The sequence below is a fragment of the Kitasatospora sp. NPDC036934 genome, from assembly GCF_055608425.1.
In genome coordinates this window covers 1-15,396 of the sequence record NZ_JBVJQR010000056.1, presented here as the reverse complement: position 1 = coordinate 15,396, position 15,396 = coordinate 1, and the positions used below count along the sequence as shown (strand labels likewise).

2 protein-coding genes are annotated in these 15,396 nt (G+C 76.4%); both read right to left on the bottom strand.

Features of this window, described 5'->3' with window-relative positions; genetic code table 11:
- Window positions 1–1,601: type I polyketide synthase (locus ACZ7BZ_RS37690; protein ID WP_470362321.1), on the bottom strand; the 1,601-nt coding region annotated here is incomplete at its 3' end.
- Complete coding sequence (locus tag ACZ7BZ_RS37685) at window positions 1,598–15,298, bottom strand: SDR family NAD(P)-dependent oxidoreductase (protein ID WP_470362320.1); 13,701 nt, start codon at window positions 15,296–15,298, stop codon at window positions 1,598–1,600. The genes ACZ7BZ_RS37685 and ACZ7BZ_RS37690, both read right to left, overlap by 4 nt.
- Window positions 15,299–15,396: the final 98 nt, after the last annotated feature.

Here is a 15,396-nt window from a genome sequence, read left to right as displayed (position 1 = left end):
GCTTGGGGGGTGAGGTGGGGGTGGTGGTGGAGGTGTTCGGTGAGGCGTCGGGCGTGGTCGCGTAGTGCGGTGGGTGTCTTCGCGGACAACCGCCAAGTGACCGGTAAATCAGCGCTGTTGGTGCCGCTCGTGCCGCTGCTGTCGTCCGCGTGATCGCCTGCGTGATCGCCTGCGGCGGGAGACTCGGACGTCGGAGCCTGCTCCAGGATGACGTGGGCGTTGGTGCCGCTGATGCCGAAGGAGGACACGGCGGCGCGGCGCGGACGCCCGTCCGCCGGCCAGTCCCGGCTCTCGGTCAGCAGCTCGACGCTGCCGGAGGCCCAGTCGACGTGTGGGGACGGCGCGTCGACGTGCAGCGTGGGAGGCATGACGCCGTGCCGCATGGCCTGCACCATCTTGATGATGCCGGCGACGCCGGCGGCGGCCTGGGTGTGGCCGATGTTGGACTTCACCGAGCCGAGCCAGAGCGGGTGTTCGCGGTCCTGTCCGTAGGTGGCGAGCAGGGCCTGGGCCTCGATGGGGTCGCCGAGCTTGGTCCCGGTGCCGTGGGCCTCGACCACGTCGACGTCGGCGGTGGTGAGTCCGGCGTTGGCCAGGGCCTGGCGGATCACCCGCTGCTGCGCGGGGCCGTTGGGGGCCGACAGCTGACTGGTGGTCCCGTCCTGGTTGACGGCCGAGCCGCGCACCACCGCGAGGATCTGGTGGCCGTTGTGCCGTGCGTCGGAGAGCCGCTCGACCAGGAGGAGTCCGACGCCCTCGCTCCACACCACGCCGTCGGCGGCGGCCGCGAAGGACTTGGAGCGCCCGTCGGGGGCCAGGCCGCGCTGCCGGCTGAATCCGGTGAACGCGACCGGGGTGGCCATGACGGTCACGCCGCCGGCGAGGGCGAGGTCGCACTCGCCGTTGCGCAGTGACTGTGCGGCCAGGTGCAGGGCGACCAGCGACGAGGAGCACGCCGTGTCCAGGGTGACGGCCGGGCCCTCCAGGCCGTAGCTGTAGGACAGCCGCCCGGAGGCGACGCTGCCCGCGCTGCCCGTGACCACCTGGCCCTCCAACCCCTCCGGCATCCGGCGCAGACGCGACGCGTAGTCGCCGTACATGACGCCGGTGAAGACGCCGGTGCGGGAGCCGCGCAGCGCCTCGGGGTCGAGACCGGCGTGCTCGAACACCTCCCAGCCGGTCTCCAGCAGCAGCCGCTGCTGCGGGTCCATCGCCAGCGCCTCGCGCGGGCTGATGCCGAAGAACGCGGGGTCGAAGTCGGCGGCGGCGTCCAGGAATCCGCCCTCCCGCACGTACGACTTGCCGGGTGCGTCCGGGTCCGGGTCGTACAGGCCGTCGACGTCCCAGCCACGGTCGCGGGGGAAGGGGCCGATGGCATCTCCGCCGGAGGCGACGAGGCGCCACAGGTCCTCGGGCGAGTGCACACCGCCGGGGTAGCGGCAGGCCATCCCGACGATCGCGATCGGTTCGGCCGTCGCGTCGGTGTGCCGCTGGAGCTGCCGTCGAAGGCGCTTGTTCTCCAGCAGTGACGTGCGCAGCGCTTCGACGACCTTCTCGGTAGGCATGTTCATCGTCGGCTCCGTCGGTTCTGGGGTGGTCACGAGTCGGTGTCGGTGAGGGCGATCCGGACGAGGTCCTCGACGTCGGCGTCGATGAGGTCCTGCTCCTCGTCGTCCTCCTGAGCCGTCCGTCCGGGTCCGTCGGCGCCGTCGGCCAGGCCGAGGACGGCGTCCAGCAGCCCCGCTTCGCGCAGGCGCTCCGGCGGGACCGATGCGATGAGCCTGCGCAGCGCCGCGTCGGCCGCGTCGGCGGGGCCGGACGGACCGGACGGGCCGGCGGGGACCAGCAGTTCACGCAGACGATCGGCGAGCTTGCGCGGGGTCGGGTAGTCGAACAGGGTGGTGGCCGGCAGCCGCCGGCCGACGGCGTCGCTCAGTCGGTTGCGGAGCTCGATGGCGGTGAGGGAGTCGAAGCCGAGTTCCAGGAAGCCGCGGTTGAGCTCCACGGCGGCAGCTCCGGCGTGCCCCAGGGTGATCGAGATCTCCTGGCGGAGGAACTCCAGCAGCAGGTCGGTCTGTTCGGTCTCGGCGCGGCCCGCGAGGCGCTGGGCGAGCGACGGTCCGGCCTCGGTGTCCCGGCGAGGGCGCGGGGGGCCGGCCAGGGTGCGCAGGATCGGGGGCAGGGTGCCGTCCTCGGCCTGAGCGCGCAGGGTCGGCGGGTCGAGCCGGAGGAGGGTGGTGGTGGCACGGCCGTCGTGCAGGGCGGAGTCGAACAGGGCGAGGCCCTGTCCGGCGTCGAGGGGCAGCATCCCGCCGCGGCCGATGCGGGCCCGGTCGGCCGTGCCGAGTCCGCCGGTCATCGTCCCGTCGGTCGCCCACATCCCCCAGGCGAGGGAGGCGGCGGGCAGGCCGCGGGAGTGCCGCTGTTCGGCCAGTGCGTCGAGGAAGGCGTTGGCGGCCGCGTAGTTGCCCTGGCCGGCGCCGCCGAGCACTCCGGAGGCGGAGGAGAACAGCACGAACTGTGTGAGGCCCAGGCCTTCGGTGAGCCGGTGGAGGTGCCAGGCCGCGTCGGCCTTGGGCCGCAGGACGGTGGCGATCCGGTCGGCGGTGAGGCCGGGGATCGTCGAGTCGTCCAGGACGCCCGCGGCGTGGATCACCGCGGTGAGGGGGTGCGCGCCGGGTATCGCGGCGAGCAGGTCGGCCAGCGCGTCCCGGTCGCCGACGTCGCACGCCGCCACGGTGGCGTGGGCGCCGAGGCCGGCCAGTTCGGCGAGCAGTTCCTCCGCTCCCGCCGCGGCGCGGCCGCTGCGGCTGGTGAGCAGCAGGTGCCGGACGCCGTGGGCGGTGACCAGGTGCCGGGCGATCAGCGTGCCGAGCGCCCCGGTGCCGCCGGTGACGAGGACCGTCCCGTCGGGGGCGAACGGCGCGGTGCCGTCGTCCGCCGCACCGGACCGGGGGGTCCGACGGGCGGCCCCGGCGTTCTCGGTGCCGACGCGGGCCAGGCGGGCGGCGTAGGCCTTCCCGTCCCGCAGTGCGAGCCACGGTTCGCCGGTGAGGAGCGCGGCGCGCACGGCCGGGGCGGATGCCTCGGTGCCGTCGGTGTCGACCAGGACGATCCGGTCGGGGTTCTCGGTCTGTGCGGCGCGGACCAGGCCGCCGATGGCGGCGCCCGCGAGGTCGGCGATGCGGTCGCCGGCCACGGCGGACACCGTCGAGCGGGTGAGCACGCCGAGCCGGGAGCCGGTGAACCGGTCCTCGGCGAGGAAGGCCTGGAGGACGCCGAGCACGTGCGCGGTCGCCCGGCGCGCCGCCTCGGCCGGGTCCGTGCCCGCCGGGTCTTCGAGTGCCGGGTCCGCGTCTGTCGGGGTCGGGCCTGCGGCGGGGATCCGTGTGCAGTCGAGGAGCAGCAGGTCCGGTGCGGCGGCGGTGTCCGGGGCGGACCCGTTCACCGGCAGGCCCACCGCGGCGTCCAGCAGGGCGTCCACCGGGGCGACCGGGGTGCCCGCGCCGTCCGGCGGGGCGGGCAGTGCGACCTCGGTCCAGGTGACGCCGAACCGCGCCCTGGACCCCTCGCCCCCCGCCGCGCCGAACTGTCCGGGCGCCAGGTTCCGGACCGACAGCGACTCGATCGCGGCGACCTCGCCGCCCCGGTCGTCGGTCAGCCGCAGCGCGAACCCGGTGCCCGCCCGGGTCAGCCGTACGCGGAGGGTGTCCGTGGCGTCCCCGGACACGCTGACGCCCGCCCAGGAGAACGGCACCGGCACGCCCGCGGCGCGGTCCACGTCGGTGTGGACGTACGCGAGGGTGTGCAGGGCCGCGTCCAGCAGCGCGGGGTGGATCCGGAAGCCGGACGAGGGCGACCCGGTCGGCCGGACCTCGGCCAGTACCTCGTCGCCGTGCCGCCACACCTTGCGCAGGCCGCGGAACGCGGGACCGTAGCCGAGGCCGAGGCCGGCGAGCAGTTCGTAGATCTCGGCGGCGTCGGCGGGTTGTGCGCCGGGCGGCGGCCAGGCGCCGTCCGGGGCCGGGGCCGGGGGGGCCTCGGGGGCGAGGATGCCCTGGCCGTGACGCGTCCATCCCTCCTCGGCCGAACCGGCCGGCCTGGAACGGATGACGACGCTCCGTCGGCCGTCGGCGTCGGGGGCACCGGTGACCACCTGGAGGTGGACGGCCCCGGTCTCGGGCAGGACCAGCGGGGCGGACAGGTCGAGTTCGTCGACCCGGCCGCAACCGGCCCGCCCGCCCGCGTACAGGGCCGGCTCGACCAGCGCGGTGGCGGGGACGACCAGACTGCCGTGGACGGTGTGATCGGCCAGCCAGGGCTGGGTCTGCGCCGAGATCCGCCCGGTGAACAGGAAGCCCCCGTCGGGCAGTTCGGTTCCGGCGCCGAGGAAGGGGTGGGTCGTCCGGTCCAGGCCGAGCCCCGCCGGGTCGCCGGAGTCGGCGGGCCGGCTGAGCCAGAAGCGCTCGCGCTGGAACGGGTACGTGGGCAGGCCGTCCGCGGGGCGGGCGCCGGGCAGCAGGGCCGCCAGGTCCACCGGCACGCCGTGCAGCCGTGCCTGGGCCAGCGCGGTGGCCACCGACTCCGGTTCGGGCCGGTCCTTGCGCAGCAGTGCGCCCACCAGCGGCCGGGGGTCCTGCTCGGGCAGGCAGTCCGGGGTGATCGAGGCCAGCGCGTCCGAGCCCAGTTCCAGGTAGGCGCGCACCCCGGCGGCGTGCAGGGTCGCGATGCCGTCCGCGAACAGCACCGGCCGCAGCACCTGGTCGACCCAGTAGTCGGCCGACGCCATGGTGCCGGGCTCCACCACGGCCCCGGTGACGGTCGACACCACGGGGATGGTCGGCTCCGCGTAGCGCAGCCGCTCGGCGGTCGCCCGGAGGGCCGCCGTCATCGGCTCCATCAGCGGCGAGTGGAAGGCGTGGCTGACCAGCAGGCGCTTGGTCCTGCTGCCGCGCCGGGCCCACTCGTCGACGACCGCCATGACGGCGACCTCGTCGCCCGACACCACCGTGCCGGCGGGGCCGTTGACGGCGGCGATGCCGACCGCGTCCTCCCGGCCGGCCAGTGAGGCGCGCACCTCGTCGGCGCCCGCGCCGATCGCCACCATGGCGCCGCGGCCGGCGACCTCGTGCATCAGCCGGCCGCGGACGGCGACCAGCGTGCAGGCGTCGGCCAGTGACAGGACGCCCGCGACGTGCGCGGCGGCGAACTCGCCGACCGAGTGCCCCATCAGGTAGTCGGGGGCGACGCCCCAGCTCCGCAGCAGCCGGTAGAGGGCGACCTCCAGGGCGAAGAGCGCGGGCTGCGTGTAGCGGGTCTCGTGCAGCAGATCCTCCTCGGCGGTCCCGGCGGGCGCGAACATCAGCCCCCGCAGCGGCCGGTCGAGCAGTCCGTCGAAGCGCGCGCACACCTCGTCCAGCGCGCGCCGGAACTCCGGGTGGGCCGCGTAAAGGCCGCTGCCCATCCGGGCCCGCTGGGAGCCCTGACCGGAGAACAGGAAGGCGGTCGCGCCGCGCTCCCCGGTACCGCCCCGGACGACGTGCGGTGCGGTGCGGCCCGCGGCGAGCGCGTCCAGCCCGGAGAGCAGGTCCTCCCGGGTCCGGCCGACCACTGCGGCCGCCCGCTCGAACACCGACCGGGCGCCGAGCGAGCGGGCGAGGTCGGCGGGACCGTGCTCGGGGTGCTCCCGGACGAAGTCGCGCACCCGGGCGGCGTGTTCGGCGAGGGCCGGGTCCGTCCTGGCCGACAGCAGCCAGGGCACCGCCGGGGCGGGAACGGCGGGCTCGGCGGCAGCGGTCGAGGTGGCCGGAGCTGCCGGAACGGTCGAAGCGTCGGGTGCGGTCGAAGCGTCGGGCGCGGCGCCTCCGGGAGCGGTGGCCGTCCCGGGCAGGTCCTCGGTGGCGGGCGCCTCCAGGACGACGTGCGCGTTGGTGCCGCTGATGCCGAACGCCGACACCCCGGCGCGGCGCGGGCCGCCGTGGTCCGGCCAGGCCCGCTCCTCCCGCAGGACGGCGACACCGCCCGACGCCCAGTCCACGTGCGGTGACGGAGTGTCGGCGTGCAGGCTGCGCGGCAGTCGGCCGTGCTGGAGCGCCTGCACCGTCTTGATGATGCCGGCGACCCCGGCGGCGGCCTGGGCGTGCCCGATGTTGGACTTGACCGAGCCGATCCAGAGCGGCCTGTCGGCCTCCCGGTCCTGCCCGTAGACCGCCATCAGCGCCTGGGCCTCGATCGGGTCCCCCAGCGGCGTCCCGGTGCCGTGCGCCTCGACCGCGTCGACGTCGGCGGGTGCGAGGCCCGCGTCGGCCAGGGCCTGACGGATCACCCGCTGCTGGGACGGGCCGTTGGGCGCGGTCAGACCGTTGGACGCGCCGTCCTGGTTGACGGCCGTCCCGCGGACCACGGCGAGCACCCGGTGGCCGTTGCGGCGGGCGTCGGAGAGCCGCTCGACCAGCAGCAGTCCCACGCCCTCCGCCCAGGCGACCCCGTCCGCGCCCGCGCCGAACGGCTTGCAGCGGCCGTCCGGGGCGAGCCCGCGCTGGCGGCTGAACTCGACGAAGGGGGCCGGGGTCGCCATCACGGTCACGCCGCCGGCGAGCGCGAGGTCGCACTCGCCGTCGCGCAGGGCGCGGACGGCGAGGTGCAGGCTCACCAGGGAGGACGAGCAGGCGGTGTCCACGGTGATCGCCGGGCCCTCGAAGCCGAAGGTGTAGGCGACGCGGCCGGACGCGATGCTGCCCGCGCTGCCCGTGCCGAGGTATCCCTCGTACTCGTCGACCCGGCTGTTCACCAGGCGGGCGCCGTAGTCGCTGTACATGACGCCGGTGAAGACCCCGGTGCGGCTGCCGCGGAGGTCCGCCGGGTCGATGCCGGCGCGTTCCAGCACCTCCCAGCCGGTTTCGAGCAGCAGCCGCTGCTGCGGGTCGGCGGCCATCGCGTCGCGCGGGCTCATCCCGAAGAAGTGCGGGTCGAACCGGTCCGCGTCGTGGAGGAAGCCGCCCTCGCGGGTGTAGGACTTGCCGTGCCGCTCGGGCGCCGGGTCGTAGAGGTCCTCGACGTCCCAGTCCCGGTCGGTGGGGAACGGGCCGATCGCGTCGACCCCGTCGCGGACCAGCCGCCACAGGTCCTCCGGGGACCGGACCTCACCGGGGAACCGGCAGGCCATCCCGACGATCACGATCGGATCGTCCGTGACCGTCGGCCGGGTCCGCGCGGGCTCGGGCCGTCCCGGCGCCGTTGCGCCCAGGCCGGGCAGTTCGGCCCCGAGATGGGCGGCCAGCGCCGCCGGGTTGGGGTAGTCGAAGACGAGCGTCGCGGGCAGCCGCAGGCCGGTCGCGGCGGAGAGCCGGTTGCGCAGGTCGATGCCGGTCAGCGAGTCGAAGCCCAGCTCGTTGAACTCGCGGTCGGCGGGGACGCGGTCGGTTCCCTCGTGCCCGAGGACCGCCGCGACCTGGTCGCGCACCGCCGCCAGCAGCACCTGGTTCCGCCGTGCTCCGTCGAGGCCCTGGAGCCGCCGCAGGAGCGGGGTCCGCTCGGTCCGGCGGTGTGCGGGCGTGCCCGCCAGCGCCGACAGCACCGGCGGAACCGCCGCCGGGTCCGCCGCGCGCAGGGCGGCGCGGTCGAGGCGCAGCGCGAGCGGCACCGGGTGGTCCGCGGCGAGGGCGGCGTCGAACAGGTCGAGGCCGGCCTCGGCGGACAGCGGGACCAGCGCGGCCTGGCGGACCCGCCGTTCGTCGGCCGCCATCCCGCCGGCCTCCGCCCACGGCCCCCACACCAGGCTGGTCGCGGAGAGCCCCAGGGCGCGGCGGCGGTGCGCGAGGGCGTCGAGACAGGCGTTCGCGGCCGCGTAGTTGGCCTGTCCGGGCGTGCCGAGCGTGCCCGCGACGGAGGAGAACAGGACGAAGGCCGCGAGCCCGGCGCCGGCGGTCAGCTCGTGCAGGTGTTGGGCGGCGTCGGCCTTCGGCCGGAACACCGTGTCGATCCGGTCGGGGTCCAGGTTGTCCAGTGCGGCGTCGTCCAGGACCCCGGCGGTGTGCACGACGGCCGTGAGCGGGTGCCCGTCGGGGATGCCCGCGAGCAGCTCCGCGAGTGCCTCGCGGTCGGCGGCGTCGCAGGCGGCGACGGTCACCTCGGCGCCGTACCCGGCCAGTTCGGACCGCAGCTCGGTGGCGCCCGGCGCGTCGGCGCCCCGGCGGCCGGCCAGCAGCAGGTGCCGGACGCCGTGGCGGGTGACGAGGTGCCGGGCGACGAGAGCGCCCAGGGCGCCGGTGCCGCCGGTGACCAGGACCGTCCCGTCCGGGTCGAGCGGGGAGCCGGCGGGGACGGTCAGCGGTGCGGCGGTCACCCGGGGGGTCAGGAAGTCACCCTGGCGCAGGGCCAGTTGGGGTTCGTCGAGGGCGAGGGCCGCGGTGATGGTCCGGGTGAGGGCGTCCTCGGAGTCGCTGTCGGCGCCGGTTGCGGGGCCGCTGTCGGTGCCGCCGACGGAGCTGCCGACGGGACCGCCTTCGAGGTCGAGCAGGACGAACCGCCCGGGGTGCTCGGCCTGCGCGCTGCGGACCAGGCCCCAGACGGCGGCGCCCGCCAGGTCGGTGCCGGGCGCGTCGCCGGCCTCGGGACCGGGGCCGGTGACGACGGCGCCCCGGGTGACGACCACCAGGCGGGACCGCTCCGGGTGGTCTCCGGTCGCCCACCGCTGGACCGTGTCGAGCACCCGGGCCACGGTGGCGCGAACCTCCTCGGGCCCGGCGTCGCCGGACGCCTCCACCCGCAGCAGGACGGCGTCGGGCGCGGGTGCCGGCTCCGGACGGGCCGTCACCGGGCTCCACTCCAGTCGGTACGCCTCGTGCCGCCGCGCGCCGACCTCGCCGAGGGCCACCGCCCGGACCCGCAGGGCCTCCACCGCCGCCACGGGGGTCCCGTCGGCATCGGTGACGGCCAGCGCCAGGGTGTCGGGCCCGGTCCGGGTCAGCCGGCTGCGGATCGTCGCGGCGCTCCAGGCGTACGGGTCGACACCGCGCCAGGAGAAGGGCAGCAGGACCTCCCCGCCGGCGTTCAGCGAGGGGTGGTCGGTCGCCAGTGCGTGCAGCGAGGCGTCGAGCACCGCCGGATGCAGACCGTCCGTGCCGCCGTCGGCCTCGGGGGCGTCGGCCTCCGTGTAGACGGCGGTGTCGTCCCGCCAGGCCGACCGCAGCCCCTGGAAGGCCGGCCCGTAACCGACACCGGCGTCGGCGAGCGTGTCGTACAGCCCGTCGAGGTCGATCGGCTCGGCGCCCGGCGGCGGCCAGGCCGCCGGGAAGTCCTCGAACGGCTCGGCGGGACGGCCGCCCAGCGCCCCGGACGCGTGCCGGGTCCAGGGATGGTCGCCGTCCTCGTCGCGGTGCCCGTGGGCGCGCGAGCTGATCGTGAGGGTGTGCAGGCCGCGCGCGTCAGGTGCGGACACCAGGGCCTGGAGGTCCACGGCCCCGCTCTCCGGCAGCAGGAGCGCCGCCTCGACGGTGAGTTCGTCGATCCGGGCGTTCCCGGTGACCTTCGCCGTGTGCACCGCGATGTCGAGGAAGACCGTGCCGGGCACGATCGCGGCGCCGTTCACGGTGTGCTCGGTGAGCCACGGGTGAGTGCTTCGGGACACCCGGCCGCTCAGCAGCCACCCGCCGCCGTCGGCCAGCGACGTCGCCGCCGTCAGCAGCCCGTGTGCGCCGGCCCCGGTGCCCGGGGTGGCGGGGGAGAGGGCGGCCGAGAGCCAGAACCGCCGCCCCTGGAACGGGTAGTTGGGCAGTTGCACCGGTTGCGGGGAGAGCCGGGCGAAGAACGCCCGCCAGTCCACCGCGGCTCCGCGGAGCGCGGCCTCCGCCACGGCCGCGACCAGGGTCGGCGGCTCCGGGCGGTCCCGGCGCAGCGCCGCGATCCGGTGGCTGCGGCGGTGGCCGGTGCCTGCGGGCGTGCCCGCGTCGGGGCCCTCGCCGGTGGCCCGGCCCGTGCCCGTGCCGTCGTCCGTGCGGTTGTCCGTACGGTCGTTCGTGCCGTCGTCCGTGGCCGCGGCGGTTCCGTCGGCGGAGTCCTCCGGTCCGTCCGACACCAGCGCGGTCAGCGCCGCATCGGGGCCGACCTCGAAGAACACCGTGGCGCCCAGCTCGCGCAGCGCTTCCGTCCCGTCGTGGAACCGGACCGCCTCCCGCACCTGGCGCGTCCAGTACGCCGGATCGGCCAGCTCCGCCCCGGTGGCCTGCCGCCCGGTGAGTCCGGAGACGATCGGCAGCTGCGGCGGGTGGAAGTCGAGGCGGCCGACGACCTCGCCGAACTCGTCCAGGATGCCGTCCATGTGCGGTGAGTGGAACGCGTGGCTGACCCGCAGCGGCGTCGTCCTGCGGCCGCGCTCCGACCAGTGGGCCGCGACCCGGGCCACGGCCTCCGCGTCGCCGGAGACGACGGTCGACCGGGCGGTGTTGACGGCCGCGATCGAGACGGCCCCCGCGCCGGCGGCTTCCACCAGGGACCGGGCGACCTCCTCCTCGCCCGCCCGGATCGCGACCATCGCGCCGCGCGCCGTCACCGACTGCATCAGCCGCGAGCGTTCGGCGACCAGCGTGCAGGCGTCGGCGAGGCCGAGGACCCCGGCCACGTGTGCGGCGGCGATCTCGCCGACCGAGTGCCCGAGTACGGCGTCGGGCCGCAGGCCCCACGACCCGAGCAGACGGAACAGCGCCACCTCCAGGGCGAAGACGGCCGGCTGCCCGTATCCGGTCCGGTCGAGCAGGGCCGCCTCCGCCGTGCCCGCCTCGGCGAACATCACCGAGCGCAGCGGCACGTCCAGCCGGGCGTCCACGTGCGCGCAGACCCGGTCGAGTTCGGCGGCGAAGACCGGGAAGTGCTCGTACAGCTCCCGGCCCATCCCGGGCCGCTGGGCGCCCTGGCCGGAGAACAGGAACGCGGTCCGGCCCGCCCCGGGGCGCACCCCGCTGGCGGTCCGTCCGCCGTCGGCGACGGCCGCCAGGGCGGCGCGGAACTCCTCGCGGGTGCTGCCGGTCACGGCGGCGCGGTGTTCGTGCAGTGGCCGGGCCGCCAGCGCGGCGGCGACGTCGGCGGGGCGCAGGCCGTCGTGCCCGTCGAGGTGGGCGGCGAGCTGCCGTGCGTGCGCGGTCAGCGCGGCTTCGGTCCTGGCCGACAGCAGCCAGGGGACCACCGGGGGCGCGGCGGCCGGGTCCGGACGGTCCTCCCGCCCGGCCTCGGCGGTGGCCTCGTCGGCTCCGGCCGCCTCGTTGGCTCGGGCGGCGCCGTTCCCGTCGGCTTCGGCGAGTTCGGCGGTGACGCCGACGGGCGCGGGACCGGGGTCCGGGACGGCCGCGGTCGCCGGGTCCCACTCCAGGACGACGTGCGCGTTGGTGCCGCTGATGCCGAACGCCGAGACACCGGCGCGGCGCGGCCCGGCGGTGTCCGACCACGGCCGGTCGGCGGTGAGCACCCGGACGCCGCCGGACTCCCAGTCGACGTGCGGCGTCGGCTCGTCCACGTTCAGGGTGCGGGGCAGGACCCCGTGCCGCATCGCCTGCACCGTCTTGATGATCCCGGCGACGCCGGCGGCGGCCTGGGTGTGGCCGATGTTGGACTTGACCGAGCCGATCCAGAGCGGCCGGTCGGCGGGCCGGTCCTGCCCGTAGGTGGCCAGCAGCGCCTGGGCTTCGATCGGGTCGCCGAGCCTCGTCCCGGTGCCGTGCGCCTCGACCGCGTCGACGTCGGCGGGTGCGAGGCCCGCGTTGGCCAGGGCCTGGCGGATCACCCGCTGCTGGGAGGGGCCGTTGGGGGCGGTCAGGCCGTTGCTGGTGCCGTCGGAGTTCACGGCCGAGCCGCGCACCACCGCGAGCACCTGGTGCCCGTTGCGCCGGGCGTCCGACAGCCGCTCCAGCAGCAGCACGCCGACGCCCTCTCCCCAGGCGGTGCCGTCGGCGGTGGCGCCGAACGGCTTGCACCGGCCGTCGGGCGCCAGGCCCCGCTGCCGGCTGAACTCGACGAACAGCGTCGGCGTCGCCATGACCGCGGCGCCGCCCGCCAGTGCCAGCCCGCATTCGCCGTTGCGCAGTGACTGCGCGGCCAGGTGCAGGGCGACCAGGGACGAGGAGCAGGCCGTGTCGACCGTCATCGCCGGCCCTTCGAGGCCGAAGGTGTAGGCGATCCGGCCGGAGGCGACGCTCGTCGTCGAACCGGTGATCCGATAGCCCTCGGGGTCGGTGCCGGCCGGCCGGGCACCGAGCCCGTACTCCTGCGCGGCCGTCCCGATGAACACCCCGGTGGCGCTGCCGCGCAGTGAGGCCGGGTCGATGGCGGCGTTCTCCAGCACCTCCCACGTGGACGCGAGCAGCAGCCGCTGCTGCGGGTCCATCGCCAGTGCCTCGCGGGGGCTCACCCCGAAGAACTCCGCGTCGAACTCGTCGGCGTCGTACAGGAACCCGCCGTGCCGGGCGTACGTCTTCCCCTGCCGGTCCGGGTCCGGGTCGTACAGCTCCTCGGCGTCCCAGCCGCGGTTGGCCGGGAATCCGCCGATCGCGTCGACGCCGTCGGCCACCAGCCGCCACAGGGCGTCGGGGGTCCGGACGCCGCCGGGGAAGCGGCACGCCATGCCGACGATCGCGATCCGGTCGTCCTCCTCCCCGCCCGCCGTGGCGGACGCGGTGGTGCCGTTCGCGACCGGCGCCGCGACGGGCGGCTCGGTGCCCAGCAGTTCGGCACCCAGCCGGTCGGCGAGCGCCGCCACGGTCGGATGGTCGAAGACCAGCGTGGCCGGCAGTCGGAGCCCCGTCGCGGTGTTCATCCGGTTGCGGAACTCGACGGCGGTGAGCGAGTCGAAGCCCATGTCCTTGAAGCTGCGCGTCGCGTCCACGCCGCCCGTGCCGCCGTGCCCGAGCACCGCCGCGACGTGCGCGCCGATCAGGTCGGTGAGCGCCGCCAGCCGCTCCGCACCGCCCAGCGGGCGCAGCCGTCCGGCCAGGCCCCCGGTGGCGGACGGCTCGGCGGCGGCCGCGGCGGCCCGCCGCAGGGACGGCCTGGCCAGGGTGCGCAGGATCGGCGCGACCGAGCCGTCCTCCGCGTCGATCGTGGTGGGCCGGATCCGGGCGAGCAGCAGCGGGGTGTGGTCCGGCACCGCGAGCGCCGCGTCGAACAGGGCCATCCCCTGCTCGGTGCCGATCGCCGCCGCGTTGCGGGTCAGCCGGGCGACGCCGGCGCTGTCCAGACCGGCCGTCATGGAGCTGGTCTCCGCCCACAGGCCCCATGCCAGCGAATCCGCGGGCAGCCCGCGGGAGCGGCGGTGGGCGGCCAGCGCGTCCACGAAGGTGTTGGCGGCCGCGTAGGTGGACTGCCCCGGGTTGCCGATGACGCCCGCGGCGGAGGAGAACAGCACGAACGACCGCAGATCGAGGCCCTCGGTCAGCGTGTGCAGGTGCCAGGCCGCGTCCGCCTTCGGCCGCAGGACGGCGTCCGCCTGCTCGCCGGTGAGCGCGCCGAGCACGCCGTCCTCCAGGACCCCGGCGGTGTGCACCACGGCGGTGAGCGGATGCTCCTCGGGGATGCCCGCGAGCAGCTCCGCGAGTGCCGCGCGGTCGGCGGTGTCGCAGGCGGTGATGGTGACGTCGGCGCCCGCCGCCACCAGCTCGTCCCCCAACTCCGGTGCGCCCGGGGCCGCGACGCCGCTGCGGCTGGTGAGCAGCAGGTGCCGGACCCCGTGGGTGGTCACCAGGTGCCGGGCGAGGTGGGCGCCGATCGTGCCGGTCCCGCCGGTGACCAGGACGGTGCCGTCCGGGTCGAAGGCGAACCCGGGGGCCTCCTCCTCGGGCCGGACGGCGACCAGGCGCGGGCGCAGGCAGGCGCCGTCCCGCAGCGCGACCTGGATCTCGCCGGAGGCGACCGCCTCGCGCAGTGCCGCCGGTGCCGTGCCGACGCCGTCCAGGTCGACCAGCACGAACCGGCCCGGCTCCTCCCACCAGGCGGCGCGGAGCAGACCCCACACCGTCGAGCCCGGAAGGTCCTCGATCGGGTCGCCGGGGCGGACGGCCACGGCGCCGCGGGTCAGTACGACCAACGTGGACGAGGCGAACCGCTCCTCTGCGAGCCACGCCTGGACCAGGCCGAGGACGTGTCGCGCGGTGTCGTGCGCGAGCGCGGCCGGATCGGCGCCGGTCGGCGGCGTGGGGCAGGGCAGCAGGACGACGTCAGGTGCGGGCGCACCGGCGTCCATCGCCCCGACCAGGGCGCCCAGCGTCGCGTGCTCCGCGACCCCGTCGAGCGGCACGCCCAGACCGGCCGCGCCGTCCCCGAGCACCGCCCAGGCCCCGGCCTCCCGCGCCGGGGCGGCGCTCTCGGGGGAGGCGCCGGCGGCGCGGGCGGGCTCCGTGCGGACCCAGTCCATCCGGAAGATCGAGTTGTGCAGCGGGTGCGGGCCCGCGAGCCGTCCCGGGTCGAGCTCCCGCAGCCGCAGCGACGGGATCGTGATGAGCGGCCGCCCGGAACCGTCGGCGATGTCGAGCACGGCCGTGGTGTCGTCGACCAGCGTCGTGCGCACCCGCAGCGCGGTCGCCCCGGTCGCGTGCAGGGTGACGCCGGACCAGGAGAACGGCAGCCGGACGGGGGTCGCGGCGCCGTCCGGCCCGGCGCCGAGCGCCACCGTGTGCAGCGCGGCGTCGAGCAGTGCCGGGTGGACGGCGAAACCGGTCGGATCGGCGTCCTCGGGCAACCGGATGTCGGCGTAGAACACGTCGCCGTCCCGCCAGGCCGCCCGCAGCCCGCGGAAGGTCGGGCCGTACAGGTAACCGAGGCCGGCGAGCCGCCCGTAGAAGTCGTCCAGCGGGACGGGCTCGGCCCCGGCCGGCGGCCACGCCTCGTCGACCACCGGCGGCTCGGACCGGGCGCCCTCCGTGATGGTGCCGACGGCGTGGCGGGTCCACGGCTGGTCCGGGTCGCCGGCCGGACGCGAGTGGACGGTGACGGTGTGGCGGCCGTCCCCGTCGGGTGCGGTGGCGACATGGAGCCGGACCGGGGAGCCGTCGGGCAGGGTGAGCGGACTTTCGAGGGTGAGCTCCTCGACGTGGGCACGGCCGAGCGCCCCGGCGGCGTGCAGCGCCATGTCGAGGAACGCGGTGCCCGGGAGCAGGACGGTGTCCTGCACGGCGTGGTCGGCCAGCCAGGGCTGCGCCGTGGTGGAGACCTGGCCGGTGAGGATCAGCCCCCGCCCCTCGGGTTGTTCGAGGCTGCCGCCGACCAGCGGGTGGCCGGTCGTGGTCTGCCCGGACCCGACCGACGTGCTGCTCGGCATGGCCCAGTAGTGCTGGTGTTGGAAGGGGTAGGTGGGGAGGGGGGTGTGGTGGGGGGTGGGGGTTTTGGTGGTTGTGGTGGTGGGGGTGTTGTGGGTCC